We start from the raw sequence: 22,329 nt of genomic DNA, 5'->3' as shown, positions 1-22,329 counted from the left end.
TATGGAGTGCCGCCGCGGTTGAACAGGCCACCGAACAGGTCGCCGATACCGCCGTCGCCACCACCTTGACCGAAGATGTCGCCGACGTCGAACGTTTGCCCGCCGCCGCCGAATCCGCCACCGAAGCCTCCGCCACCTCCGCCGCCGCGAAGCACACTGTTGATCAGGATGCCGCCGAGCACGGCTCCCGCGACGTTGCCGCCGCTACCGCCACCGCGCGGGCCGTGACGATTTTCCCAGTTCTGTACATCGGCCTGGGCGATCTGCGATGCGCGTGACGCCAATTGGCTGGCTGCGTGTGCATGTTTGAGGGCTTCGTCGGGGTTCTCGGCCTCGAGTTGGCGAGCCGCACCGAGGTGGCGTTCGGCCTCGGACAGGCGCGTTCTGGCGTCGGCACCCACCCCGCCGCGACGGGTCGAGATGTAGTCCGCGGCAGCGGTGATCTGCGCCTGAGCGGCCGCGATGTCGCGATCCAGACGGGCCCGCAGTTGGTCCTCGGCCGCCTTGTCCGCCGACGCCTCGTCGACGATCTTCTCGAGTTCGGCGTCGGCCGCCGCGAGCGCGGTGTAGCTGCCGAGAGGGTCCGAGGACTGTGCCGTCTCCGCGTTCTTCAGCGCCGTCTGCGCCGCAGTCATCGCCGACTGCAGTTCGGCTCCACCGTGTTCGGCCAAGCCGCGAGCCTGCTGGATGTCGCGGCGAACGTCCGCGATGGCGTCGGGCAGGGTGGCGATGGCATGCCTGATGTCGTCCCGGGCATGGTCGACACCGTCGAGCAGGGTCTTGGCCTGGTCGACGGCTCGTTCGGCCGTACGAATCGCGGTGACCGCAGGCCCCTGCTTTCCTGGTGGCAGTGCTGCCGCCTTACGGCCTGCCTCGATGTTGTCCTCGGCCAGGGCCATGCGGTCCTTGGCCATCGTGACGTTGTCCGCGATCGAGGACAGGGCGGAGGCGGCGAATTCCGAATGCAGCTCGGTGAGAACCGATTCGGATTGCGGGATTCTCACCGTCAAGCCGACGACGGCCTGGGTCAGTTCGTCGAGGTGGGCGTCGGCGTTCATCACGAGATCGCGGAACCCGTCGAATTCCTCCACCCGCGAATCGAGTTCGCGATCGGCCTGGCCACAGGAGGAGATGATCTCGACGAGCATCGCCCGTCGCTGATCGGGAGTTTCCGGAATGGCATCGTCGAGACGTTGGCGGATCTCGAAGGCGGACGCGAGAGCCTTCTTGGCGTTGTCGTGGGCGGCGATGAACGGTGCTGCCGCAGAATCTCCGAACTCTCCACGGGCGAGATTCAATTCCTCTTCGCTGGCGCGCACCGCGTTGTCGGTCTCGACCAGAATTTCCTTGGCACGGGTGTCGAGAACGTCGATGGGGAAGGCGGCCAGTGCGGCCGGGTCGCTCGGGTCGATCTTCGCCACGGCCTCGACCTCGGCGGCGACGCGGGCCTTCTTGCGCCGGGAGGAGTAGACGACGGCTCCGCCGCCGGCCACGGCCAGTACACCGACGCCGATCAGCAGTGGTGCCGACGAGCCACCACTGCCGCTCGAGGCATACGCGTCGCCGAGTGCACCGGCTGCCGCAATGGCCGCACCGGACCAATCTTCTTCGCGCAGTGCAGGTTCGACGTCGTCGACACGGATCGAATCTTGCTCGGAGGTGGTGATCTGAGACAGCCCGGTGTTCACACCGAGGTAGTACGAACGGTCCACGGTCGCCACGGCGAGCAGAACGTCGCGCTGACCGAGGTCACTTCTCGACGCAGTCTGCTCGGCCCAGTTCGCCGCCGACAGGTTGTCGAAGTCCGCGACATAGGTGACCCACAACCGGACCTGACTGTTGCCGTAGAGGTCGTCGATCGAGGTCTGGACCTCGGCGAGGGCATCCGGGTCGAGTGCCTGGACGTTGTCGGTGATCTGGGTGGCCAGCCGCGAGGGAGCCTCGGCGGATGCAACCCCTGGCGCGAGCAGGACCGCGGCGAACAGGGTCAGAGCACCCACGGCGGCGAGACGACGAAATCGATGGATTGCTGCTCGAACGACTGGGGCGCTGGTGTGCCGCCGGTGCTGGACTGCCATGCGCTGAAATCTACCGGCTGGACGGCGAGGAGATCGAGCAGGTCGATCCGGACGCATGACAGTTGTCACCCCGCAATCGTGACGCTCGAACGAGGTCGAAGCCGCCCGATCGCAGCAGAGTGATTCCCATGACCACAACGAAGGCAGTCGAACTGCGAAACGTCACCAAGACCTATGGCTCGGTCCGGGCGGTCGACGGGCTCAGCCTGTCCATCGAACCGGGCGAGGTCGTCGCATTTCTCGGACCCAACGGAGCGGGAAAGACGACCACCATCGACATGATGCTCGGCCTGGCAACACCCACCACCGGGTCGGTGTCGGTGTTCGGCGGAGCTCCCGCCGACGCGATCGCTCAGGGCCGCATCTCGGCCGTCATGCAGACCGGCGGTCTGCTGCGCGATCTGACCGTCCGCGAAACCGTCGAGCTGACGTCGGCACTGTTCGCCCGCACCCGGTCGGTGAAGGAGGTTCTCACTCGGGCAGGCATCGCCGACATCGGAGATCGTCGAGTGGCCAAATGCTCCGGCGGGCAGCAGCAGCGACTGCGGTTCGCGCTCGCACTGCTGCCCGATCCGGATCTGCTGGTGCTGGACGAGCCGACCACCGGAATGGACGTGGAAGGGCGTCGCGACTTCTGGAACGCCATTCGTCAGGACGCCAGCACCGGCCGAACGGTGCTGTTCGCAACCCACTACCTCGACGAGGCCGACGCCTACGCGGACCGCATCGTGCTGGTGCGGCACGGCAAGATCGTCGCCGACGGCAGCGCCGCCGAGGTGAAGAACCTCGCGGCAGGGCGCACCGTCACCGCCACACTGCCCGGCGTCGACCAGTCGATGCTGCTCTCTCTGCCAGGAGTGGACCGCGTCGAGACGCGCGGCGATCGGGTGATCGTGCACGGTCGCGACTCCGATGCAGTGGCCCGATACCTGCTCAACGACGCGCACGCGACCGATCTGGAGATCGTCTCGCGCAACCTCGAGGATGCATTCCTCGCCCTGACCACCGACTCACGAAACGACCTCGCCGGGAGCATCCGATGACCACGAGCACTCACCCCGCCACCACCCGCACATCCGCCAGAGCCGTTGCCTGGGGCGGATTCTCGCCTACGTTCCTCGGACTCGAAATTCGCAGGCTCTTCCGAAACAAGCGAACTCTGATCTTCACGTTGGTGATGCCGCCGGTGTTCTTCGTCATCTTCGGTACGCAGTCCGACTACCGGACCGACTACCCGTTCGCGCATGGGAACGTCACCGCGTACATCGCCATCAGCATGGCGGTCTACGGCGCGATGCTCGCCACCACCAGCGGGGGAGCGATGGTGTCGGTCGAACGAGCTCAGGGGTGGAGCCGACAGTTGCGGTTGACTCCGCTCGAGCCCGTCGCCTACATCGTCACCAAGGTCCTCGTGGCCATGACCATGGGTGCAGCAGCCATTGTCGTGGTGTTCGTCGTCGCGAAGTTCTTCGGGGCCGACATGCCGATCTGGGTGTGGCTCGCGTGTGGTGTGATCGCGTGGCTCGGGTCCGCAGTGTTCGCCGCGTTCGGCCTCTTCATGGGCTATCTGCTGCCGTCGGAGAACGTCATGCAGATCCTCGGACCGGTGCTGGCGTTCCTGGCGCTGGCCGGCGGATTGTTCGTTCCGCTCGGCGACAGCGGCTGGTTCCCGATGCTGGCCCAGTTCACCCCGCTCTACGGCCTGGCCACCATCACCCGGGCACCGTTCACCTCCGCTGACACCGGAACTCTGCTGATCGCCGTGATCAACCTGGTGGTGTGGGCGACGGTGTTCGTCGCCGGAGCTGCGTTGCTGTTCCGAAGAGACACCAAGCGTGCCTGAGACCGAAACCACTGATCATGTCGTCCACAGAGATACCGTGGGCGGCATGACCACGTTCACCGCCGACCTTCCCGAGGGCCGGATCTGGCGGTTCGGCTGGATGTTCGGAGCCATCTGGCTGGTGTACCTGATCTATCCGTTGAACGACATCCTTGCTCTGGACTACGTGCCGGCGAAGGTTGCCGGGGTCATGACGATCGTTGCCTTCGGTGCCGTGTTCACGTCCACTTTCTGGCGTTTTCGTAACGGACACCGCCGAGGAAAGCCACTGCCGGTCTCGCAGGCGTGGATCGCGCTCGGGGTCATGATCGCGCTGACCGTGTTCATGAGCGTGTCGATAGGAACCACCGCATTCGGCGCGACCGTCTACATCGCAGTACTGGCCATGATGACCCTGCCGGTCAGGCAAGCGTGGGCGTTGGTGTTGGTGATGGTCGCGCTCGTCGAGGCGGTGCCACGCTTCTTGTCGTCCTGGGAGCCCGACACCTTCTTCGCATTTCAGCTGCTGATCAGCGCGGCCGCGGCCTGGGGCATCACCCAGGTGTTCCAGCGCAATCACGAATTGGCCGTGGCCAGGCAACAATTGGCAGACCTGGCCATCGTGGCCGAACGCGAGCGCATGAGCCGGGACGTGCACGACATCCTCGGCCATTCCCTGACCGTCATCACCGTCAAGAGCGAACTAGCCGGCAGGTTGATCGAGATCGACCCCGCCCGAGCGGCCGTCGAGATCGCAGAGCTGGAAACCCTTGCTCGGCAAGCACTTGCCGATGTGCGCAGTACCGTCGGAGGTATGCGGCAGGTCGACATCGGATCCGAATTGGCAAGTGCGCAAACGGCATTGACTGCCGCGGGAATCGACGCCGATCTTCCCTGTGACGCCGACGTGGTGCCGCTGCGACACCGAGAACTGTTCGGTTGGGTGATCCGGGAAGCGGTGACCAACGTGGTTCGACACTCGAGCGCACGACACTGCCGGGTGACGCTGACGGCGTCGAGCATCGCCATCGTCGACGACGGAGTGGGACCGGCAGACAAGGAGTCCGGCGGCAACGGTCTGCGCGGTCTCGGTGAACGCGTGGCTGCCGCGGGTGGTGTACTGACGATCGCCCGGGTGCCGACCGGCGGTTTCAGGGTGGAGGTACACGGTGAATAGGACGCAGGCGCAATGACCATCACACTGTTGCTGGCCGACGATCAGGCTCTGGTGCGGGGTGCACTTGCAGCTCTGCTGGGGCTCGAACACGATCTCGAGGTCGTCGCCGAGGTGGGACGCGGGGACGAGGTTGCCGCTGCCGTTCTCGAACATCGACCCGACGTCGTCCTGCTCGACGTGGAGATGCCGGGAAAGAACGGGATCGAGGTCACCGCCGAACTGGCGCTCGTCGCGCCGCAGTCGAGGGTGCTGATCGTCACCACGTTCGGTCGACCCGGCTACCTGCGACGCGCCATCGATGCGGGTGCGTCGGGCTTCGTGGTCAAGGACACCCCCGCCAAGCAGCTGGCCGACGCCGTTCGGCGCGTGCACATGGGGCTTCGCGTGGTCGATCCGACGCTGGCGACCGAAACCCTCACCGACGGCGTCTCTCCACTGACGGCCCGAGAGCAGGAGGTTCTCCGTGCGGCTGCCCGGGGCGGGACGGCAGGGTCCATCGCTGCTCAGGTCCACCTCTCGGAGGGAACGGTGCGCAATCACCTGTCGTCGGCGATAGGGAAGACCGGCACCAGCACCCGCGCCGAAGCGGTGCGAGTGGCGGAGGACCGAGGGTGGCTGTAGGTCCTGCGAGGCGCGCCGCTGCCACCGAAGATGCGTAGGCCTGGCAAACTCGAGGGGTGAATTCAACTCTCGACCGAGATTCGTACGGCGACCCGTACGACGATCGGTATGCCCCGGACCCCGGTCCCGAGCGCCTCGGCTTCTTCGGAACGCTCGGACGCTGGACCGGCCGGCTGGTCGCGGGAGTGATCCTGATGTCGTTGGTGCTGGTCGCCGGAACAGCGGTGCGGGTATGGCAGGTGGCGCGCATCGACGACTATTCCAAGGCGGACGCCATCGTGGTGCTCGGCGCGGCGCAGTACAGCGGTACACCCTCGACTGTGTTCGAGGCACGACTGGACCAGGCCGCGTCACTGTACGAACAGGGAATTGCCCCCGAGATCGTCACCGTCGGCGGAAAGCAGGAGGGCGATCTGTTCACCGAGGCCGCCTCGGGCCGCAACTATCTGATCGATCAGGGAGTTCCTGCCGACGCCATCACTGCCGTCGAGACCGGTTCGGACACCCTCGAGAGCATCGAGGCAGTGAGCAACACTCTGCGCGAACAGGGCAAGTCGTCGGTGGTGTTGGTCAGCGATCCATGGCATTCACTACGCACCCGAACCATGGCGCGCGACGCCGGACTCGACGCCTGGACCTCCCCGACACGCACCGGTCCCGCGGTCTACACCAGAGAATCCCAGGCGCACGGAATCGCCAGGGAGACAGGCGCTCTGCTGTGGTACCAGCTGACCCACTTCACCGCGGACTTCTCCTACACGGCAGGCCAGTAGATGACCGGCACATACTCGGCACACGACGTCGAACGATTCGTCCCCGAACCTCCGAAGACCGCAGGACTGCGAGCCGGGGCTGACAACGCCTCGCATCGAAGCGCCTTCGCGCGCGATCGAGCGCGCGTGTTGCACTGCGCCGCCCTGCGCCGGCTCGCCGACAAGACACAGGTCACCGGTCCTCGAGACGGAGACACCCCGCGCACGCGATTGACGCACTCGCTCGAAGTTGCCCAGATCGGCCGCAGCATCGCCGAGGGTCTGGGCAGCGATCCCGATCTGGTGGACCTCGCCGGGCTGGCGCACGACATCGGCCACCCGCCGTACGGACACAACGGTGAACGCGCCCTCGACGAAGTGGCCCAGAACTGCGGTGGCTTCGAGGGCAACGCACAGAACCTCCGCATTCTCACCGGACTCGAGCCGAAGATCCTCGACGCCGACGGCCGCAGCGCAGGACTCAACCTGACCCGAGCCTCGCTCGACGCCGCCACCAAATATCCGTGGATCAGGCCCGCGCCCGGCGCGAAATTCGGTGCCTACGACGACGACTCCGCCATTCTGGGTTGGGTGCGTGACGGTGCGCCGGACAAGCACAAGTGCCTCGAAGCGCAGAGCATGGACTGGTCCGACGACGTGGCGTACTCGGTGCACGACGTCGAGGACGGCGTCATCGACGCTCGAATCGACCTACGGGCTCTGTCCGATCCGATCGAGCGACGCGCTCTCGCCGAACTCGGCGTCTCGGAATTTCGCGGGCTCGATGTCGACGAACTGATCGAGGCCGCAGATCGACTGTCGAGAATGCCCGTCGTGGTCGCGGTCGGACGTTACGACGGCACCCTCGAAGCCTCCGTCGCGCTCAAACACATGACCAGTGAACTGGTCGGACGCTTCGCGACCGCCGCTATCGAGGGCACCCACGAGAAGTACGGCACTGCGCCGCTGAGCCGATACGACGCCGATCTGGTGGTGCCGTCGATCGTCGGCTCGGAGGTGGCGTTGCTCAAGACGATGGCGTTGCGGTACGTGATGTCCGATGCCGGACACAAGATCCGCCAGGAGCGCCAACGCGACCGTATCCACCGCGTCGCCGAGTGGTTGATGCGCTCGGCTCCGGGCGAACTGGACCCCATTCTGGTGCCCGCCTGGCAGCGGGCCGACAGCGACGCGGAACGGACTCGTGTGGTTGTCGACCAGATAGCGTCGTACACCGAAAGTCGACTCGAACTGATCGACAAGCGGTCACTCGGAGCTCAGGCCAGCTGGGGCTGACCGCGCCGCCGACCGAATGTGGGTAGGTCCGGATCGGGACTAGACTGCCCTTCGTGGCCGGCCGAATTCCTGAACGCGACATCGCCGCCATTCGCGAACGCACACGGATCGAAGACATAGTCGGCGACTACGTCTCTCTCAAGCGCGCGGGCGGCGACTCCATGAAGGGGTTGTGCCCCTTCCACGACGAGAAGTCTCCGTCGTTCCACGTTCGCCCCAATCACGGTCACTATCACTGCTTCGGCTGCGGCGAGGGCGGTGACGCCTACTCCTTCCTGCAGAAGATCGAGCACATCTCGTTCGTCGAGGCCGTCGAGCAATTGGCCGATCGGTTGAACTACTCGATCTCCTACGAGGGCGGAGGGCCGTCGGTTCAACGCGACCGCGGCACCCGCGCGCGCCTGATCGCCGCGAACGCGGCAGCGCAGGAGTTCTACGCGGGCAGGCTCAGCGGGCCCGACGCCCAGGCTGCGCGGGACTACCTCACCGAACGCAACTTCGACGGGCACGCTGCTCTGGCCTACGGCTGTGGTTACGCACCCGACGGCTGGGACACCCTCACCAAGCATCTGCTGGGCAAGGGTTTCGAGGCCAAGGAGATCGTCGACGCAGGCCTGGCGACACCCGGTAAGCGCGGTACGCCGATCGACCGTTTTCGGCGTCGGTTGGTGTGGCCCATTCGCAGTCAGAGCGGTGACGTCATCGGTTTCGGCGCACGCAAACTGTTCGACGACGACACGATGCCGGGTAAGTACATCAACACCCCGGAAACCATGCTGTACAAGAAGTCTCAGGTGTTGTTCGGTCTCGACCTGGCACGCAAGGAAATCGCGAAGTCCCATCAGGCCGTCATCGTCGAGGGCTACACCGACGTGATGGCGATGCATCTGGCCGGAGTCAAGACGGCAGTGGCGTCGTGTGGCACTGCGTTCGGCGAGGACCACCTGGCGATGCTGCGCCGACTGATGATGGACGACAGCTATTTTCGCGGTGAAGTGATCTACACCTTCGATGGAGACGAAGCCGGGCAGGCCGCCGCGATGAAGGCGTTCGAGGGCGATCAGAAGATTGCCGGCCAGACGTTCGTCGCAGTGGCTCCGGACGGAATGGACCCGTGCGACCTACGTTTGAAGTCCGGTGACAATGCCGTTCGCGATCTCGTCGCCAGGCGTACCCCGATGTTTGCCTTCGTGGTCAAATCACTTCTGCGAGAACATGATCTGGACACACCCGAGGGGCGCGTCGAGGCGTTGAAGCGAACCGTCCCGGTGGTCGCCCGCATCAAGGATGCGTCGCTGCGGGACGAGTACGCGCGGCAGTTGGCCGGCTGGACCGGGTGGGACGACACCGCAATGGTGCTCGCCCGGGTTCGCGACGAGGCGAAGAAGGGTGCCCGGGGCGACACGAGCGGCAAACGCGTCCCGTTCGAGAAGCGTCAGGCTGCTCCCGTGGAGGCCCCCACGGGACCTCCACGTCCCAACCCCACCGATCCGTCTCTGTGGCCGCAGCGCGAAGCCCTCAAGGCGGTACTGCAGATGCCTGCGATGGCAGGCACGGTGTTCGATTCGCTCCCGCCCGAAAGCTTCCATCACCCGGCGTACTCGGCCGTGCGCGACGCAGTGGCCGCTGCCGGCGGCACCGCTGCAGGCCTGGGCGGAGGGGAGTGGGTCGATGCCGTCGCCAAACAGGCCAAGGATGCCGTGGTCGTGTCGTTGGTCACCGAGTTGGCCGTCGACCCGATGCGCGTGGCCGACGACGCCCTCACTCGCTACATCTCGGGCGTACTCGCGCGACTCCAGGAAGTGTGGGTCGGCCAACAGGTGGCCGAACTCAAATCGAAACTGCAGCGCATGTCACCGGTGGAGAAGCCCGACGACTACAACGCGTTGTTCGGCGACCTCATCGCCCTCGAGCAGTACCGCCGCAGTCTGCTCGAGCTCGCCGTCGGAAGTGTGGCCGAGGTCGGTTAGCGCCGCAGCTGATCGCGGGGAACGAAGACCTGGGTCTCGTCGTCGATCGGCTTCATCGGCTCCAGTCGGGGCTGAGTGTTGAGGGAATCGGACAGCTTCTGGCGGCCGACCTCGATCGCCTTCTTGGTGGCCGGGCTCGACGCGACGGCGCTCGCAGTCTTGCGAATCTGCTCGTACCGGCCTCGTCCTGCCTTGGCGCCGAGCACATACGCAGCTCCAGCCGCCAGTACCAAACGAATCATCAGTAGGTCCTTCCCTCGAGCGTGCGGCTGTTCTTCCATCTTGCCCGACGAACCTCGAGCAGGGCGATTTGGTACTCGGCAGGGGGTGTGCGCTATTGTTTCCAACGGCTCGCACGAGAGTGTGACGCCGCGAGGTAATCCCCCATAGCTCAATTGGCAGAGCATTCGACTGTTAATCGAAGGGTTCCTGGTTCGAGTCCAGGTGGGGGAGCTCAGAGCCCCCGTCCGGTCCATCCGGGCGGGGGCTTTCGACTGTCCCCGTCTGCAGCCAGCTCACCGGAACACCGGTCGCGAGTGCCCACGCGTTGAAGACCACCTTCCGGGGCGAGGTCTTGCCGCTCTCGGCGTTGGACACGCTCTGTCGAGAAATTCCGATGCGCTCCGCGAGTTCGGTCTGCTCGAGGCCTGCCTCTTCGCGCGCAATGCGCAGCCGGTGTCGCGGCTGAATCTCAGGAACCCGTCCCTGGTCATACACGGTTGTCATAGTTCGTAGCTTAGAACCACGTTCGTAACTTGGCAACAGGTACGAACCGTGTGTGTGACGGATAACAACACCTACGTCGATCGAACCGCCTAGGGCGTAATAGTTGACGTGTGCCAAGTTGCACGGTAGAACTTGACCTATGTCAAGTATCGAACACCTGCTAACCGTCGCTCAGGTGGCGGCTCGGCTCGGCATCACACGCCGCGCAGTCCAGCAGGCCATCGCGAGAAATGCGCTGGCCGCCCAGAAGCTCCCGACCAAAACCGGGGCTTACCTGATTGAGCCGGCCGAGGTCGATCGATACGACCAGGCGCGACGTCACGAAACGGCAGTCTCGTGATTGCCATGCAGCGCAACCGATCTCCGCGCAGCCTCGCACTGTGGCTGCTCGCGATCTGCGCAGCGGGCGCGGCCTCATGGGTGCTGATTCTGTGGGCGTTCATGCAGGTGGGTTCTGCGTTGAAGGTCTGGCTGTGAGCGCGCCGGACCGGGCCGGCCAGCGCTTCCTGCTGTCGCCGGAGAAGCGACCGTACGATCTCGGTCGCCTTCCCAGTCATGTGCCGCACGTCGTAGAGCAGCAGCAGGCGCGTCGGGAGCGGGAGCGAGAGTGCGCCAAGGAGGCTCAGGCCGCGGCTCGTGTGACCACGTTGTGGATGCGGGATGCGATCCGTGCGGTCGAGGACCTGGACTACGTCGATCGAGTTGGCATGCTTGCCGAGGGTGCTGATCGGATCGATGCCGTTGCCGCAGAACTGAACAGACGGTTGGAGCGGTTGAGGCGCGCCTTACGTGAGGTGCTCACCGTCGCAGCAGATCCGTCTCCCTACATCTCGCACGGTGATATCGAGTCGAACGTCGAAACGCTGATGACGCGCAGTCCCGCCGAAACGGTCACGGTCTATGTCAACAAAGTGGCCGAGCAATTCCAACACCTCACGGGAAACGATGCGCTCCGTACGGAGCCAGATGTTCCGAAGCCTGGCCAGCACCTCAAGAGCCGCCCGTCGGGGAAACCTGCCGGGCCGTCTGACCGTCACGGTGGTGCGCTGAATCCCACTGCGGCCCCTGACGGTTCAGGCCCCGGTGGTGGCGGCTGACCGGCCCCCCGGGTCGCCGCCACCACCGGTATCCACCTACCTCGACCGACAAGTAACGGGCCCCGCATTGCCCGCGAGGCCCGTCTACTCACCAGAAGAATCGAGTGAATCCTGATGAGCACCAGCAACAATACCCCCGACGATCTGTCCGGCCCTGCATTCGCCGCGCAGCTCGCCTACGACCGGTACATCCCGGCCGCCGCGACCCCGACTGACCGGCCACACGGTGTCGAGCTCCTCGTCCCGCACGTCAACGATGCAGGCAAGACCGTCTACACGGTGTACCCCTGCCGAGTCGTCTACCGCGGTGAGGTCGACGGACTGCATCTGTGGCAGGCCGTCAACGACCGGTGGATGAAACCCGGCGACAAGCTCCGTGTCGCGTACCTCCCGCCGCGCTCGGAGATCACCGGGCCACCGGTCGCAGCCCCGGCGGTGGCGCATGGCTGACACCGCGTGCGTCGGCGTCATCAACGGCCGCCGCGCAGTCCGAATGGCTCGCGAGGCGAAGCGCGCGCAGCTGATCGACAACGCCGATCTGATCCGCCGGGCAGCGAAGTCCGCCGTCGACCAGCTCGCCGACACCGACGTCGACCGTGATCAACACAAGCTGATCACCCACATCGCATACCAACTCAGCCTGCTCGAGGGTGTCCTCGAAAACGTAGCGGAGGCATGACATGTCCGACATGAAAGTGATCGTGTCCGAGGTCAACGCGAAGCGTGGCCTGGTCAACGAGCGGTACTTCATACAGGTCGATGCTGTCGACAAGAAGTCGCCACTCGGCAAGGCGGTCGTCGAGCAATCACCGCAGGGCAGCAGTGACACACCGATCAGCGAGGTCACCGCCGACGCACTCCCGAAGCACGTCCGCGACGCCCTGTACTTGTGGCTCGCGTCGGTCGAGGTGACCGCGTGATGACCGACGAGAGGGTGGCCTACGTCCTGATCGCGGCCGCCGCTGTCTGTGGCTACTTCGCGATGCGTCTGATCTGCACTCTCGTGATCGCAGCTGGGTGGTACGTCTCATGAACGATGACCTGCCACCGTCGGTTCGCTGCCGTCTCCGCTTCTACATGATGTTCATCGTCGCGCTGGTGTTGATCATCGTCGTGTCGTCTCTGCTTCCGCTGGTCGGTGCGCGATGACCACACCCACTCCTTCGGAGGCCCGCCGATATCAGCAGGTGCCGAAGCAGGTCGACGCAATCGTGTGGACCGGCGACAACTTCGTCGACATGCTGAAGCTCGTCTCGGACGAGAACGTCGCCAAGCGTGGTGACCGGTTCTACATCGAGCCCTTGGACGAGCCGTCGATGTTCGCGGTGCCGGGTGACTATGTGGTCCGCGATGCGGCCGGCAAGTACCAGTGCATTCCGGCGATCGAGTTCCAGTCCGGCTACGCCGTGGTGGTGTCGCTGTGAAGCGCCTCGACCATCCGGAACGATTCGAGCAGGCACTCGCCGGACATCTCCCCGGTGAAGCGCTGTCGCCGTACGACCGCCGCGTACTCGTGTCCACACTCGTCGGCCGCTGCATGACCGACCGCGAGATCGCCGAGCACACGAAGTGGACGGACTACACGGTCGTCCGGATCCGCGAGCACCTCGGCCTCGAATCCGTCCACCCTGCCCCTGATGTCCCCGAATCGGTGGGTGCCGACAAAATCCCGTGCTTGCTGTGCAGCCAGATCACCGCTGTCACAGCCGAATCGGCGCGTCACGGAATGTGCCCGGAGTGCGCGCCGGTGATGGCCCAGACACGAGCGACCGTGCGCAGGCATCGAGTGCTCGCCGGTATTCGCGCACGGACCGGCTGAACGAGAGGAAGGAGGAACGCGGGCTGTGGCGAGCGAATGCAAGGACTGTCACGCACCGGTGCATTGGTGCAAATCGATGTCGCGGGAGGACCGATGGATACCAGTGGACATCTCACCGGACCCGGAACTCGGCACCGTCCGCAAGCACTTCTCCGGACCGATCAACGGCCGCGTGGTGTACGGCGAAGTCCTCAAAGGCTCCGACCTCGACACGGCCCGCGCCGACGGGGAGCGCCTGTGGATTCGGCACTCCGAGATCTGCACCGCCCGTAAGCCGTACAACCCACGCCCCGCCCACGTCCAGCTCGATCTGCCGAACAGAACCTGACCGCACGTCCGCAACATGCCAGGAGCGCACACGATGACCACCACACAGACCGACACCACCGAGGTCCGCGAGACCATCCTCGAACACCTCCGTCCGACCGCGATCGTCCCGCACCCGAAGAACCCACGGACCGATCTCGGTGACGTGACCGAGCTCGCGGAATCCATCAAGGGGCAGGGTGTCCTCGAACCGTTGATAGTGACTCCCGCGAAGGCGAAGGGGAAGTACACGCTCATCGCTGGGCATCGCCGTCACGCGGCCGCGAAGCGAGCGGTACTGAAGACGGTGCCGTGCATCGTCCGGTTCGACCTCGCTGGCGACGACCGGGCACAGCTCGAAGTGATGCTGACCGAGAACCTGCACCGCTCCGATCTCAACGTCGTCGAGGAGGGCAACGCGTACCAGTCGCTGCTCGAGTTCGACGACGTCGACCTCAAGGGCCTCGCGTCCCGCACCGGTCACAAGCAGAAGACCATCAGGGACCGTATCAAGCTGGCGAATGCGCCGCAGTCGGTGCGCGACAGGCTCGTTGCGCGTCAGGTGACGATCGAGGATGCGCTCGCGCTGACCGAGTTCGCAGACGACCAGCCGGTGTACGACCGCCTCGCTCTCTTTCTCGGTACCCCGAACTTCGCGTTCAACGTCGAGCAGGCACGCAAGGACAGGGACTGGCTCAAGCGCGAAGCGAAGATCGTGAAGGAGCTGACTGACAAAGGGATTCGTGTGGCCACCGACGACGCACTCGACGAGGAGGCCGACGCCGCTACCGATGCGGCGGAAACCGACCCCGCCGTCGTCACCTTCGATTGGATCGAAGCCCAGAACGAGGATGAGATTCCAGACGGTGCAGAGCGCGTCGCTCTGACCGACCGGAACGTCGAATCCGGGTACGTGTGGAAGTACAAGCAGTTCTTCCCCGGCTCCGGCGGTGACGACACCGACTCATCGGGCAAGCCGATCAAACCCGCCGTCGAGACGGGGGCGCAGGCACAGGCGCGGGAGGAGCGAGAGCGCAAGGCCAAGCTCGAAGAGGACCTGCGGACCGCGGCGACCGTGCGCCGCCGTTTCCTCGCCAAGGCTGCCGCCGAAAGCAACTCCGACTTCGCTGTCCGGTGCCTACGCCTGTACGTCATGGACCGATCGACCCGATCCGGAATGACCAAATCCGCATCGATGGAACTGCTCGGCGTGCCACCGATGACGAAGGACGACGACGAGAACGACCACGCCGAGATCGAGCGCCACGTCAACAAGATGACCCTGCCGCAACTGGCGGTGTCTGCGTACCTACTGGACAAGGTTATGCAGGAAGAGCACCTGGCCAACGCATTTCAGTGGCAGCGCGAACCGTACCCGGCGCTCGACGCTTGGCACCACGACCTCACCGAAGTGTTCGGCTACGAATACTCCGACGTCGAGCAGGGCCTGCTCGACGCACTCGATGCGGCCACGGCCAATGCGCAGGAGTAACCGGTGGACTCCGCCGCTCTCGCTGCCGCACAGCAGTGGTTCCTGTCCCTCCCACCGGAGCGGCAGGTCGGTATCCACCGCTACATCGCGGGCAAGGAAGCGGCCCCGCACACCGAAGTCGAAGGCCAGCTCGCCATCCCCATCCCCGGACAACGACACCACCGAGCAGGAAGGACGTAGACCATGACCGAAGTCGTCATCACCGTCGGCACCGCAGACCTCCGTGCGGCGCTGTCCTCGGTCGTCGTCCACGCCGGCAACGACGAGCACCTCCCCACCTACACCCGTGTGCGGTTGCTCGTAGACCCCGTCAACCTGTGGGTCACGGCCACCGACCGGTTCTCGATGGGCCAGGCCATCGTCTCGATCTGGGAGCAGGTCGAACCAGGCCTCGCCACCATCGACGTGCTGCCGGAGGACGTGAAGAAGATCCTCTCGATCTTCAAGGCAGGCAAGGAGAAGGCCGACTCGGACGCCCCCGAATTCCAGGTCCGGATCGAGGCCGACGACGAGTTCGTCACCCTGATCGACTGCGCCGGGTTCGTCGACGGCCGCTCCTACAAAATCCCACGGCTTCCGCACGATGAGCAGTTCCTCGACATCCCGAAGCTGATCTCACGATCCCACCACGCGCCGCCGGTGTTGCTCGAGAACATGGCCGTCAACGGCACCGACCTCGCCCGCTTCGCCGTCGCAGCCAACGCGTACGTCAAGCCGCTGCTGATCGAGTCGCACACCGGATCCCGCGCCCTGTTGATCCGGGCAGGGGAGTCGTTCCTCGGAATGCTGTTGCCGCTGAACATCAGCGAGGACACCGAGGCCAGGAACAAGGAATGGGCCGTCGCGTGGTCGTCACGGCTACCGAACCCCGACCACATCAACAACCACGACGAGGCGGCGAGCTGATGTCCAACACCTTCAACGTATTCCGATACTCGATTCCCGTCGTTGGGCCTGAATTCTTCGTCCCGGTCTCACCGAACTCCGTGCTGCTGTCGGTCGCGGACTCGCGCACCGACCCTGGTCGGAAAGTCGACGTGTGGGTGCGGGTGCCGAAGTCCGATCGCTACGCCACCGAGACGGGACGGTACGCGGTGCTCTGCATCAGGGGCACCGGCCATGACGTGGAAGCCGAGGATGCACCCGAATTCCTCGGCACGGTCGTCACCGCTGTCGGTCTGGTGTGGCACGTCTTCTACCGCTTCGAGACCTCGACAGACGGGATGGCAATCCGATGAACAACCCACAGTCTCCGGCAACGCCGCCGGCATTCATCAGCACCTTCGTCGCCACGGACACCCCGGAGGCCGCCAGCGACATGAGAGTGATCATCACCTGCCGAGGAATCGGCGAACCGTACGGCACCAACAGCCTGTCCGGTGTCACGAAGAACTTGGACCCGAAGAAGTACCTGATCATCGAACTGGTGTGGTCGGCCGCGTTCGGGCCGGTACCGCGCTGGGACGGAGACAGTTTCACTGTCAACGTCCTTCACGCCGAACACGCGCTGCTGGGGCTGATCGCGAAGTACCCGGGCGCGATCCTCCTCGGGTACTCCGGCGGCGCGCAGGTTGCCGGGAATGTCGCGGCCCAGATCGGCGAAGGTTGGCACCCGGCGTTGACGATTCGCGCGGTCGTTCTGATCTCCGATCCCTCCCGCCACACGAGTCAGATCATCGGCGTCAACCGCGGCGGGCAAGGCATCCTCGGGGGCCGCTACATCAAGTCCGACCGGTTCCAGGTGCTGCAGTTCTCGGCACCCGGCGACCCGATCTCCGAACTCCCGGAAGGCAATGCCCTCGCCGACCTCGCGCAGCTGATCACCAGTCTGTCGCTCGTCGACGTCCCGGCCTGGATGGAGGACCTCCGCCGTAAGGCCCTGGCCGGGGCGCTGAAGTTCTGGCAACGGTCTGGCGTCGACTGGTGGAACGCCTACAAGTGGTCCCTCGGCTACACCGCGCACGGCCGCCACACCTGCTACCTCCACGAGAAGATGCAGGGCGAGTCCGTTACGTACGCCGAGCGCGCCGCTTCGATGATCGCAGGTGTGCGATGACGATCACGACACCAGCAGGCGCACCGGATATCGATCCCGAGGAGCTGATTGCCAAGGCGGTCAACGCCCTTGTCGATCGCCAGCGCATTTTCGACAACGGCATCGCGAATAAGTTGACGGGCGAGCAAGTCGCCGATGAAGTGCTGATGGAGCTGCGGAGCAACGGCTGCTCGATCTCGACGCCTCAACGATTCACACCGACACCCGCCGACTTCGCATTCACGGCGTACGGAGTCAGCCTCTCCGAGCTCGGCGAAGACAGCGACAGCATGATCGCCCTCGGACACGTCGAACCACGCCGAATGTTGGCCGCTCTCAACAGGTACTGGCGCAAGTTCTGCGGACTGGACTACGCCGACATCAAGTGGGCGTTCGAAGACACCGGCGGTTCGACCCAGGTCAAGCACAGATGGGTTCAATTCACCAGAAATCCCCACGCAGACGGTGGGGACTTCGAGTTCGAGTGGATGGCGTGGCCGGCACCGGCCCCGAACCCCGGCGACCCCTCCCGCTTCGACGTCGCTACTCCCGTGACGAGGTGGGAAGCATGACTTGGCCCGTAACACACGTGTACCGCAGCACCGCAACCGATCTGGTCGAAGCACTCACCTCGGCCGAGACGCGGCGCGAAAACTTCAAGGCCGAGTGCGACGACTGGGCAGACACCTACCCGATGGATTCCGTCGATCGCAAGTATCAGATCCGGTACGACGGCGTCACCCTGGACCGCTGGTTCGCGGGATTCGAGTTCGTGGAGGGTGATGACACCCGATACCGACGGAAGGCCGCCGAGGCACCGCACCCTGGCTGGAAGTTCAACCGCCGCATCGGATGTTGGGTAGCCGACACTCGCACCGAAGCAGGTAAGGCGCTCGGTCGGTCGATGCCGTACGTGAAAGGGCCCGCGTCGATTACAGAACGCATGACAGGGCTATCCACGATGATCATCGTCGGGACCACCGAGCGTGGTGGATTCCGTTGCACCTCAGCGGACATCACTGTGGCCGACGGCGTAGTGACAGCCGCTTGCCCAGGCGATCCGTTTGCCCGCTTCGGTGCGGTTCCAAGTGAGAAGTTCACTAGCTACTGGACACCGGTGAAGCTGTCGGAGTACTACGCGGAACAGGGGCTCTGATTCCGATGAAGGCACTCACTGTTCAGCAGCCGTGGGCATGGGCAATCATGCACGGCGGCAAAACCATCGAGAACCGCACACAGAACTGGAAGTACCGCGGCCCCCTCGCTATCCACGCGGGCGCGAGGTGGTCCGACCGGGGCGCAGTCAGTGAAGTTGTCGACGACGCTTGGGCTAAGCATGGCGGCGGCCGCGTTCGCTGGGACCGCTTGGGATTCCCCATGGGCGCGATCGTCGGCGTCGTCGATCTTGTCGACGTCCACCCCGAGTCCGGATGCTGCACGCCGTGGGGCGAGTCCGCGTACGTCGAGCACGGGGGCCGTGAGCGCCGACGCATCGTGCACCTGGTCCTGGAGAACCCGCGTCCGCTGCCCGCGCCGTACCCGTGCAGTGGGGCGCTCGGCTTGTGGACGCCGCCGCAGGACATCGTCGACCACCTCGTCACTGAAAGCGCAGGCATCGGATGAATCCCTACTACCAGGACGACCTGGTCACCCTGTACCACGGCGACTGCCTGCAGCTTGAGGAATGGCTCATCGCCGACGTCCTCGTCACCGACCCTCCATATGGGTCCGACTCGACGACCTACGGATACGGCAGACGGCAGAACAACGGCGACGGTACACAACGCGAGGGAAAACAGATCGCGAACGATTGGTCGACTGACGCCCGCGACTCCGTTCTCGCGCGCTGGGGTGCCCGACCAGCCCTCGTGTTCGCTAGCCCTCGGCTGCCGGAGCCTCCGGGAGAATGGTCCGACCGGCTTGTTTGGGACAAAAAACGCCCGGGCATGAATGGCGGGCCATGGCGGTACAGGCACGAATCTATCTACGTAACTGCCGGATTCGTGCGCACCTCCAATGAGTCTATGTCAATTCTTACGGCGTGGCCCGACCAGAAGGACCATATTCACGCGAAGCCGCTCACGCTGATGACCTCACTCGTTGGGTGCGCACCCGAGGGCGTCATCGCCGACCCGTTCGCAGGGTCCGGGACGACACTCGTCGCGGCCGCCAACCTTGGCCGCCGAGCAATTGGTATCGAGATCGAAGAACGGTACTGCGAGCTCCTCGCCGGTCGGCTCGCGCAGGGGGCGCTGCTGTGAGCGCGGGGCAGCGGCCGCGCACACCGGTTCACTTCCCGAGCATGAAGGTCCGCGGGTACCGCAGGCGAGCCCGCGCAGCCGAGTTCAAGTATCGACACTCCCCCCGTCGGTACTTGACGTCGAGCGTCCTCCCAGACCCCCGCTCCGGAGTGAAGTACTGCAAACGCTGCGACGGCTCGCGGCGAGCAGCCAGAGTGCGGCCGCCGGTTTTCGTTACGTCGGGTCTCAACTGCCCGCAGACTCTTCCAACGACGGGGACCCGACATGTGGCTGATCTCTTGAGAGGTGAACTGTGACAAACGCACTGGTGTTCTTGGACACGGAAACGACTGGCCTGCATCATGACCGGCGGCCGTGGGAGATCGCGTTGATCCGTCGCGAACCGAACGACGACACGACTGCGCTGCACGTGTTCGTGTCCGACGTGGATCTGTCATCGGCCGAGCTGATGGGGTTGAACGTCGGGCATTTCTACGACAACCATCCGTCGTTCCGGACCGACGCCCCGCGGCAACTCCCCACGGGAGATGAGCAGCTCCAGATAGGACCGGTCGCGTGGTTGGCGACCGAAGCGAAGGCTGCGGTGCTGGTCGAGCGGATCACTCGCGGCGCGACGATCGTTGGCAACAACCCGACGTTCGATGTCGAGGTGCTGGCCGCGATGCTGCGTCGTCACAATCTCTGTCCGGCATGGCATTACCACCCGATCGACGTCGTGTCGCAGGCCCTCGGATTCCTGAGTGTCCTCAATCTCAAGGTGTTGGGGGACTTGCTCGCGCCCGAGCTCGCCGAGGACCTGACGCCGCCGTTGAAGTCGGAAAAACTGTCGAAGCTGTGCGGGGTCGAGCCACCCGAAGGGGAGGAGCGGCACACGGCTATCGGTGACGCGCGGTGGGTGCAGCGTTGGTACGACCGCCTGAGCAATCCGTTCGACGGCGACGACGAGACTGCGGCGGAGCAGGCGCAGTGAACCGCGCCGAGATCGGTTCGGTCGTAGTGGCGTTGGGTCTCGCGGCCTCCGCGGTGTTCTACGTCGCGTTCCGTGTCACCTCGGCGGCCGTGACTGTCGGCGAGGTGTACCTGGAGCGTCGGGGCCGGACATGATCCGTCCAATCCACGAGCGTGGGATGAAGGGCTGGAAGATCACCTGCGATTCGTGCGCGAAGGTCGCGAACTTTTACGTCGACACCGCACGTGAGGCATTCGAGCTCGCGCGCCGGCACTCGTGGACCAAGAGCAATTCCCGGGATCTCTGTCCCGATCACCCGTCCTGAACCGAGGAGAAGACCATGCGCGTATCCGTGAGGGCCCCGCCCCTTAACCATTAATCGTGTTGCCTGCCTGTTGTTTCCGTTTTCTGACAAAGGATGTCCGTTGCCGTTCTTCCAGCTGGTCGACGAGTTGTCCAACAACCGCAAGATCAAGGCGTTGTTGGATCCCACACTCGACGGCGACACATCTGGTTGTACTGCGTTCACGGTGTGGGCTTTGGCGGGAACGACATGCCAGGCAGCTGGCGAGGACGGGGTGGTCAAACGAGCCGACGTCGCCCGTATTCTGCTGGACCCTCAGCTGAGTTTGAAGGCGGCGGCACTGTTGGTTCGTGTGGGGTTGTGGCACGCACCGGGGCATGACTGCTCGCGGTGCCCGCCTGTCGCGGACGGGACATTTCTGTTCCACGACTGGTTCGACCTGAAGTACGACCCGGGCGCAGCGGTCCGGCTCAAGCGGCGCAAGGCCGCCGAGCTGAAGAACGACAAGATCGTTGCGGCGGTGTGGGCGCGGGATTGTATCGATCCCAATGTCCCGGCGAAGCAGATGTCGGCGCACTGCCGGTACTGCGGAGTCGTGGTCAAGCGAATGGCGAACAATGGCAGTGTTCGACCCCACCTCGATCACGTCGACCCTGCAGTGGCGAACGGCGCACGTAACATCGTGATCGCGTGTTCGCCCTGCAACCAGAGCAAAGGCAACCGAACCCCGCAGGCCGTCGGTATGACGCTACGTCCGGCTCCGCGCCCAGGTCCTGAGCAGCACAGTTCCACCGTGGTCTCGCCGCCACGTTCCGATGACGGGTTGGTTTCGTCTCCACGGTCCGACGCCGGGTTGTCTTCGACGGGTAGCTCCCGCGAAGACGTACTCGCCGGCCGCGATGCAGACGAAGCGGTACTCGCCGGAACCGGTGACGCAGGGACGCGGCTCGCCGCCCAGGATCACCCCGCTCGGCCGCAGGTGGCCGACTCGTCAACAGTTGTCACGCCAGGCTCACCGGGGCAACCCGTCGCTGGGACAGTGCACGACAACGCCGACGAGTCGGCCACCACCCGGCCAGCGGACCAGGACACGACCAAACCGGATCAACCGGCGATCAAACCGACACGACCAGCGGCGAATCCGGAACAAACCCTGATCAAACCGGATCAACCCGGAAATCAACTTTCCGACACTGTGCTCGGGCGCGTGCCGGCGCAGGTGCGCCAGGCAGGGTCAGGGCAGGGTGATGGTTTGGGTAGGGGTCTGGGGGAGGGTCACTCGTCTGGGTCACCCGACCACCATCCCTCCGGAGACACCGCTCGTAAACGTGGCCGCCGCAGATCTCGTGGTCGTTCCCGTAGCTCTACGAAACAGGCCAGTCCAGATCCATCTCATGACCGACCTGTGAATCCATTCCCTCCGAGATCAGTCACCACCACCCAACTCCTGAACCTGGTCGACCAATCGATGGATGCGGGCGCTGCCCCCGATGTCGAAGTACCGGCCAGATTCGGCTCGCCGTGGTTCGGGTGGCGGGGCCCGGCGTCGACGGTGACGGAAACCTTCTGCGATATCCACGGCCAGCACGAACCGTGTTCCGCCTGCAAGACGAGCGAGGAGTGA

The 22,329-nt window shown here is 64.8% G+C and carries 31 protein-coding genes and 1 tRNA gene; 29 read left to right on the top strand and 3 right to left on the bottom strand.

Going from position 1 to position 22,329, the window contains the following annotated elements:
- Positions 1-2,078, bottom strand: a 2,078-nt coding sequence (locus CH302_RS27880) for a TPM domain-containing protein (protein WP_255139158.1), incomplete at its 3' end; no start/stop codon positions are given.
- Positions 2,079-2,206: 128 nt separating this feature from the next.
- On the opposite strand from CH302_RS27880, the gene CH302_RS27875 reads away from it, so the two are divergent.
- From CH302_RS27875 to dnaG, 7 genes are read left to right on the top strand one after another with little or no spacing between them, the layout of a single operon-like run.
- The gene (locus CH302_RS27875) at positions 2,207-3,121 is read left to right on the top strand and encodes an ABC transporter ATP-binding protein (RefSeq protein ID WP_037193028.1); all 915 of its coding nucleotides are present in this window, start codon (positions 2,207-2,209) and stop codon (positions 3,119-3,121) included.
- The gene (locus CH302_RS27870) at positions 3,118-3,921 is read left to right on the top strand and encodes an ABC transporter permease (protein ID WP_037193026.1); all 804 of its coding nucleotides are present in this window, start codon (positions 3,118-3,120) and stop codon (positions 3,919-3,921) included. Before CH302_RS27875 ends, CH302_RS27870 begins: the two co-directional genes overlap by 4 nt.
- Before the next feature lie 46 nt (positions 3,922-3,967).
- Positions 3,968-5,077, top strand: coding sequence for a sensor histidine kinase (locus CH302_RS27865; RefSeq protein ID WP_037193551.1), 1,110 nt, complete (start codon positions 3,968-3,970; stop codon positions 5,075-5,077).
- 12 nt (positions 5,078-5,089) lie between these two features.
- Positions 5,090-5,698, top strand: coding sequence for a response regulator transcription factor (locus CH302_RS27860; RefSeq protein ID WP_037193024.1), 609 nt, complete (start codon positions 5,090-5,092; stop codon positions 5,696-5,698).
- Positions 5,699-5,754: 56 nt separating this feature from the next.
- Positions 5,755-6,471, top strand: a complete 717-nt coding sequence (locus tag CH302_RS27855; RefSeq protein ID WP_037193022.1) for a YdcF family protein — start codon at positions 5,755-5,757, stop codon at positions 6,469-6,471.
- Positions 6,472-7,746, top strand: coding sequence for a deoxyguanosinetriphosphate triphosphohydrolase (locus CH302_RS27850; RefSeq protein ID WP_037193020.1), 1,275 nt, complete (start codon positions 6,472-6,474; stop codon positions 7,744-7,746).
- Between the two features lie 53 nt (positions 7,747-7,799).
- Positions 7,800-9,716 (top strand): DNA primase, encoded by a 1,917-nt coding sequence (dnaG, locus tag CH302_RS27845; protein WP_037193018.1) that lies wholly within the window; start codon positions 7,800-7,802, stop codon positions 9,714-9,716.
- Here the strand turns inward: dnaG and CH302_RS27840 are convergent.
- The gene (locus tag CH302_RS27840; RefSeq protein WP_032394749.1) at positions 9,713-9,958 is read right to left on the bottom strand and encodes a hypothetical protein; all 246 of its coding nucleotides are present in this window, start codon (positions 9,956-9,958) and stop codon (positions 9,713-9,715) included. The two genes, dnaG and CH302_RS27840, sit on opposite strands and share 4 nt — an antisense overlap.
- A 138-nt stretch (positions 9,959-10,096) precedes the next feature.
- Between CH302_RS27840 and CH302_RS27835 the strand changes: the two genes are divergently transcribed.
- Positions 10,097-10,169: transfer RNA gene (locus CH302_RS27835), tRNA-Asn, on the top strand.
- On the opposite strand, the gene CH302_RS27830 is transcribed toward CH302_RS27835, so the two are convergent.
- Positions 10,131-10,442 (bottom strand): helix-turn-helix transcriptional regulator, encoded by a 312-nt coding sequence (locus tag CH302_RS27830; protein ID WP_094650281.1) that lies wholly within the window; start codon positions 10,440-10,442, stop codon positions 10,131-10,133. The genes CH302_RS27835 and CH302_RS27830 overlap by 39 nt on opposite strands.
- Positions 10,443-10,581: 139 nt before the next feature.
- Between CH302_RS27830 and CH302_RS30925 the strand changes: the two genes are divergently transcribed.
- The 21 genes from CH302_RS30925 (at position 10,582) to CH302_RS30470 (ending at position 22,329) form a co-directional block, all read left to right on the top strand.
- Positions 10,582-10,782, top strand: a complete 201-nt coding sequence (locus CH302_RS30925; protein ID WP_094650273.1) for a helix-turn-helix domain-containing protein — start codon at positions 10,582-10,584, stop codon at positions 10,780-10,782.
- A gap of 5 nt (positions 10,783-10,787) precedes the next feature.
- Complete coding sequence (locus CH302_RS30770) at positions 10,788-10,919, top strand: hypothetical protein (RefSeq protein ID WP_255139152.1); 132 nt, start codon at positions 10,788-10,790, stop codon at positions 10,917-10,919.
- Entirely contained in the window at positions 10,916-11,539 is a 624-nt protein-coding gene (locus CH302_RS27820; protein ID WP_094650271.1) for a hypothetical protein, read from the top strand. Before CH302_RS30770 ends, CH302_RS27820 begins: the two co-directional genes overlap by 4 nt.
- A 114-nt stretch (positions 11,540-11,653) precedes the next feature.
- The gene (locus CH302_RS27815; protein ID WP_094650269.1) at positions 11,654-11,989 is read left to right on the top strand and encodes a hypothetical protein; all 336 of its coding nucleotides are present in this window, start codon (positions 11,654-11,656) and stop codon (positions 11,987-11,989) included.
- Entirely contained in the window at positions 11,982-12,218 is a 237-nt protein-coding gene (locus tag CH302_RS27810; protein WP_094650267.1) for a hypothetical protein, read from the top strand. The genes CH302_RS27815 and CH302_RS27810 overlap by 8 nt, the downstream gene beginning before the upstream one ends.
- A gap of 1 nt (position 12,219) precedes the next feature.
- The gene (locus tag CH302_RS27805; RefSeq protein ID WP_094650265.1) at positions 12,220-12,459 is read left to right on the top strand and encodes a hypothetical protein; all 240 of its coding nucleotides are present in this window, start codon (positions 12,220-12,222) and stop codon (positions 12,457-12,459) included.
- 225 nt (positions 12,460-12,684) lie between these two features.
- Positions 12,685-12,963, top strand: a complete 279-nt coding sequence (locus CH302_RS27800; RefSeq protein ID WP_094650263.1) for a hypothetical protein — start codon at positions 12,685-12,687, stop codon at positions 12,961-12,963.
- Positions 12,960-13,358, top strand: coding sequence for a hypothetical protein (locus CH302_RS27795; RefSeq protein WP_094650261.1), 399 nt, complete (start codon positions 12,960-12,962; stop codon positions 13,356-13,358). Before CH302_RS27800 ends, CH302_RS27795 begins: the two co-directional genes overlap by 4 nt.
- A gap of 103 nt (positions 13,359-13,461) precedes the next feature.
- Positions 13,462-13,686: a hypothetical protein gene (locus CH302_RS27790; RefSeq protein ID WP_094650259.1), complete on the top strand. Its 225-nt coding sequence runs from the start codon at positions 13,462-13,464 to the stop codon at positions 13,684-13,686.
- 33 nt (positions 13,687-13,719) lie between these two features.
- Positions 13,720-15,156, top strand: coding sequence for a ParB/RepB/Spo0J family partition protein (locus tag CH302_RS27785; protein ID WP_176460801.1), 1,437 nt, complete (start codon positions 13,720-13,722; stop codon positions 15,154-15,156).
- 3 nt (positions 15,157-15,159) lie between these two features.
- On the top strand, positions 15,160-15,336 hold the full coding sequence (locus CH302_RS30365; RefSeq protein ID WP_176460800.1) for a hypothetical protein: 177 nt from the start codon (positions 15,160-15,162) through the stop codon (positions 15,334-15,336).
- 3 nt (positions 15,337-15,339) lie between these two features.
- Positions 15,340-16,062: a hypothetical protein gene (locus tag CH302_RS27780; protein WP_094650255.1), complete on the top strand. Its 723-nt coding sequence runs from the start codon at positions 15,340-15,342 to the stop codon at positions 16,060-16,062.
- Entirely contained in the window at positions 16,062-16,394 is a 333-nt protein-coding gene (locus CH302_RS27775; protein ID WP_094650253.1) for a DUF7352 domain-containing protein, read from the top strand. The genes CH302_RS27780 and CH302_RS27775 overlap by 1 nt, the downstream gene beginning before the upstream one ends.
- Positions 16,391-17,212: a hypothetical protein gene (locus CH302_RS27770; RefSeq protein ID WP_094650251.1), complete on the top strand. Its 822-nt coding sequence runs from the start codon at positions 16,391-16,393 to the stop codon at positions 17,210-17,212. The genes CH302_RS27775 and CH302_RS27770 overlap by 4 nt, the downstream gene beginning before the upstream one ends.
- Entirely contained in the window at positions 17,209-17,763 is a 555-nt protein-coding gene (locus tag CH302_RS27765; protein ID WP_094650249.1) for a hypothetical protein, read from the top strand. Before CH302_RS27770 ends, CH302_RS27765 begins: the two co-directional genes overlap by 4 nt.
- A complete protein-coding gene (locus CH302_RS27760; RefSeq protein ID WP_094650247.1) occupies positions 17,760-18,347 on the top strand; it encodes a hypothetical protein in 588 nt (195 codons plus the stop codon). The genes CH302_RS27765 and CH302_RS27760 overlap by 4 nt, the downstream gene beginning before the upstream one ends.
- Positions 18,348-18,352: 5 nt before the next feature.
- Positions 18,353-18,814 carry an ASCH domain-containing protein gene (locus tag CH302_RS27755; protein WP_094650245.1) on the top strand — a complete coding sequence of 154 codons (462 nt, stop codon included), beginning with the start codon at positions 18,353-18,355 and terminating at the stop codon, positions 18,812-18,814.
- On the top strand, positions 18,811-19,452 hold the full coding sequence (locus tag CH302_RS27750) for a site-specific DNA-methyltransferase (protein ID WP_094650243.1): 642 nt from the start codon (positions 18,811-18,813) through the stop codon (positions 19,450-19,452). The genes CH302_RS27755 and CH302_RS27750 overlap by 4 nt, the downstream gene beginning before the upstream one ends.
- A 292-nt stretch (positions 19,453-19,744) precedes the next feature.
- Positions 19,745-20,422: a 3'-5' exonuclease gene (locus tag CH302_RS27745; protein ID WP_094650241.1), complete on the top strand. Its 678-nt coding sequence runs from the start codon at positions 19,745-19,747 to the stop codon at positions 20,420-20,422.
- The gene (locus tag CH302_RS30360; RefSeq protein WP_176460799.1) at positions 20,419-20,556 is read left to right on the top strand and encodes a hypothetical protein; all 138 of its coding nucleotides are present in this window, start codon (positions 20,419-20,421) and stop codon (positions 20,554-20,556) included. The genes CH302_RS27745 and CH302_RS30360 overlap by 4 nt, the downstream gene beginning before the upstream one ends.
- A gap of 270 nt (positions 20,557-20,826) precedes the next feature.
- Positions 20,827-22,329, top strand: a complete 1,503-nt coding sequence (locus CH302_RS30470) for an HNH endonuclease signature motif containing protein (RefSeq protein WP_094650239.1) — start codon at positions 20,827-20,829, stop codon at positions 22,327-22,329.

Origin of the sequence: Rhodococcus sp. 15-2388-1-1a, assembly GCF_002259145.1 — a bacterium.
In the GTDB taxonomy this organism is placed as follows: Bacteria; Actinomycetota; Actinomycetes; order Mycobacteriales; family Mycobacteriaceae; genus Rhodococcoides.
Note: the sequence above shows the minus strand (reverse complement) of the source record. Positions and strands in the feature narration are given on the sequence as shown.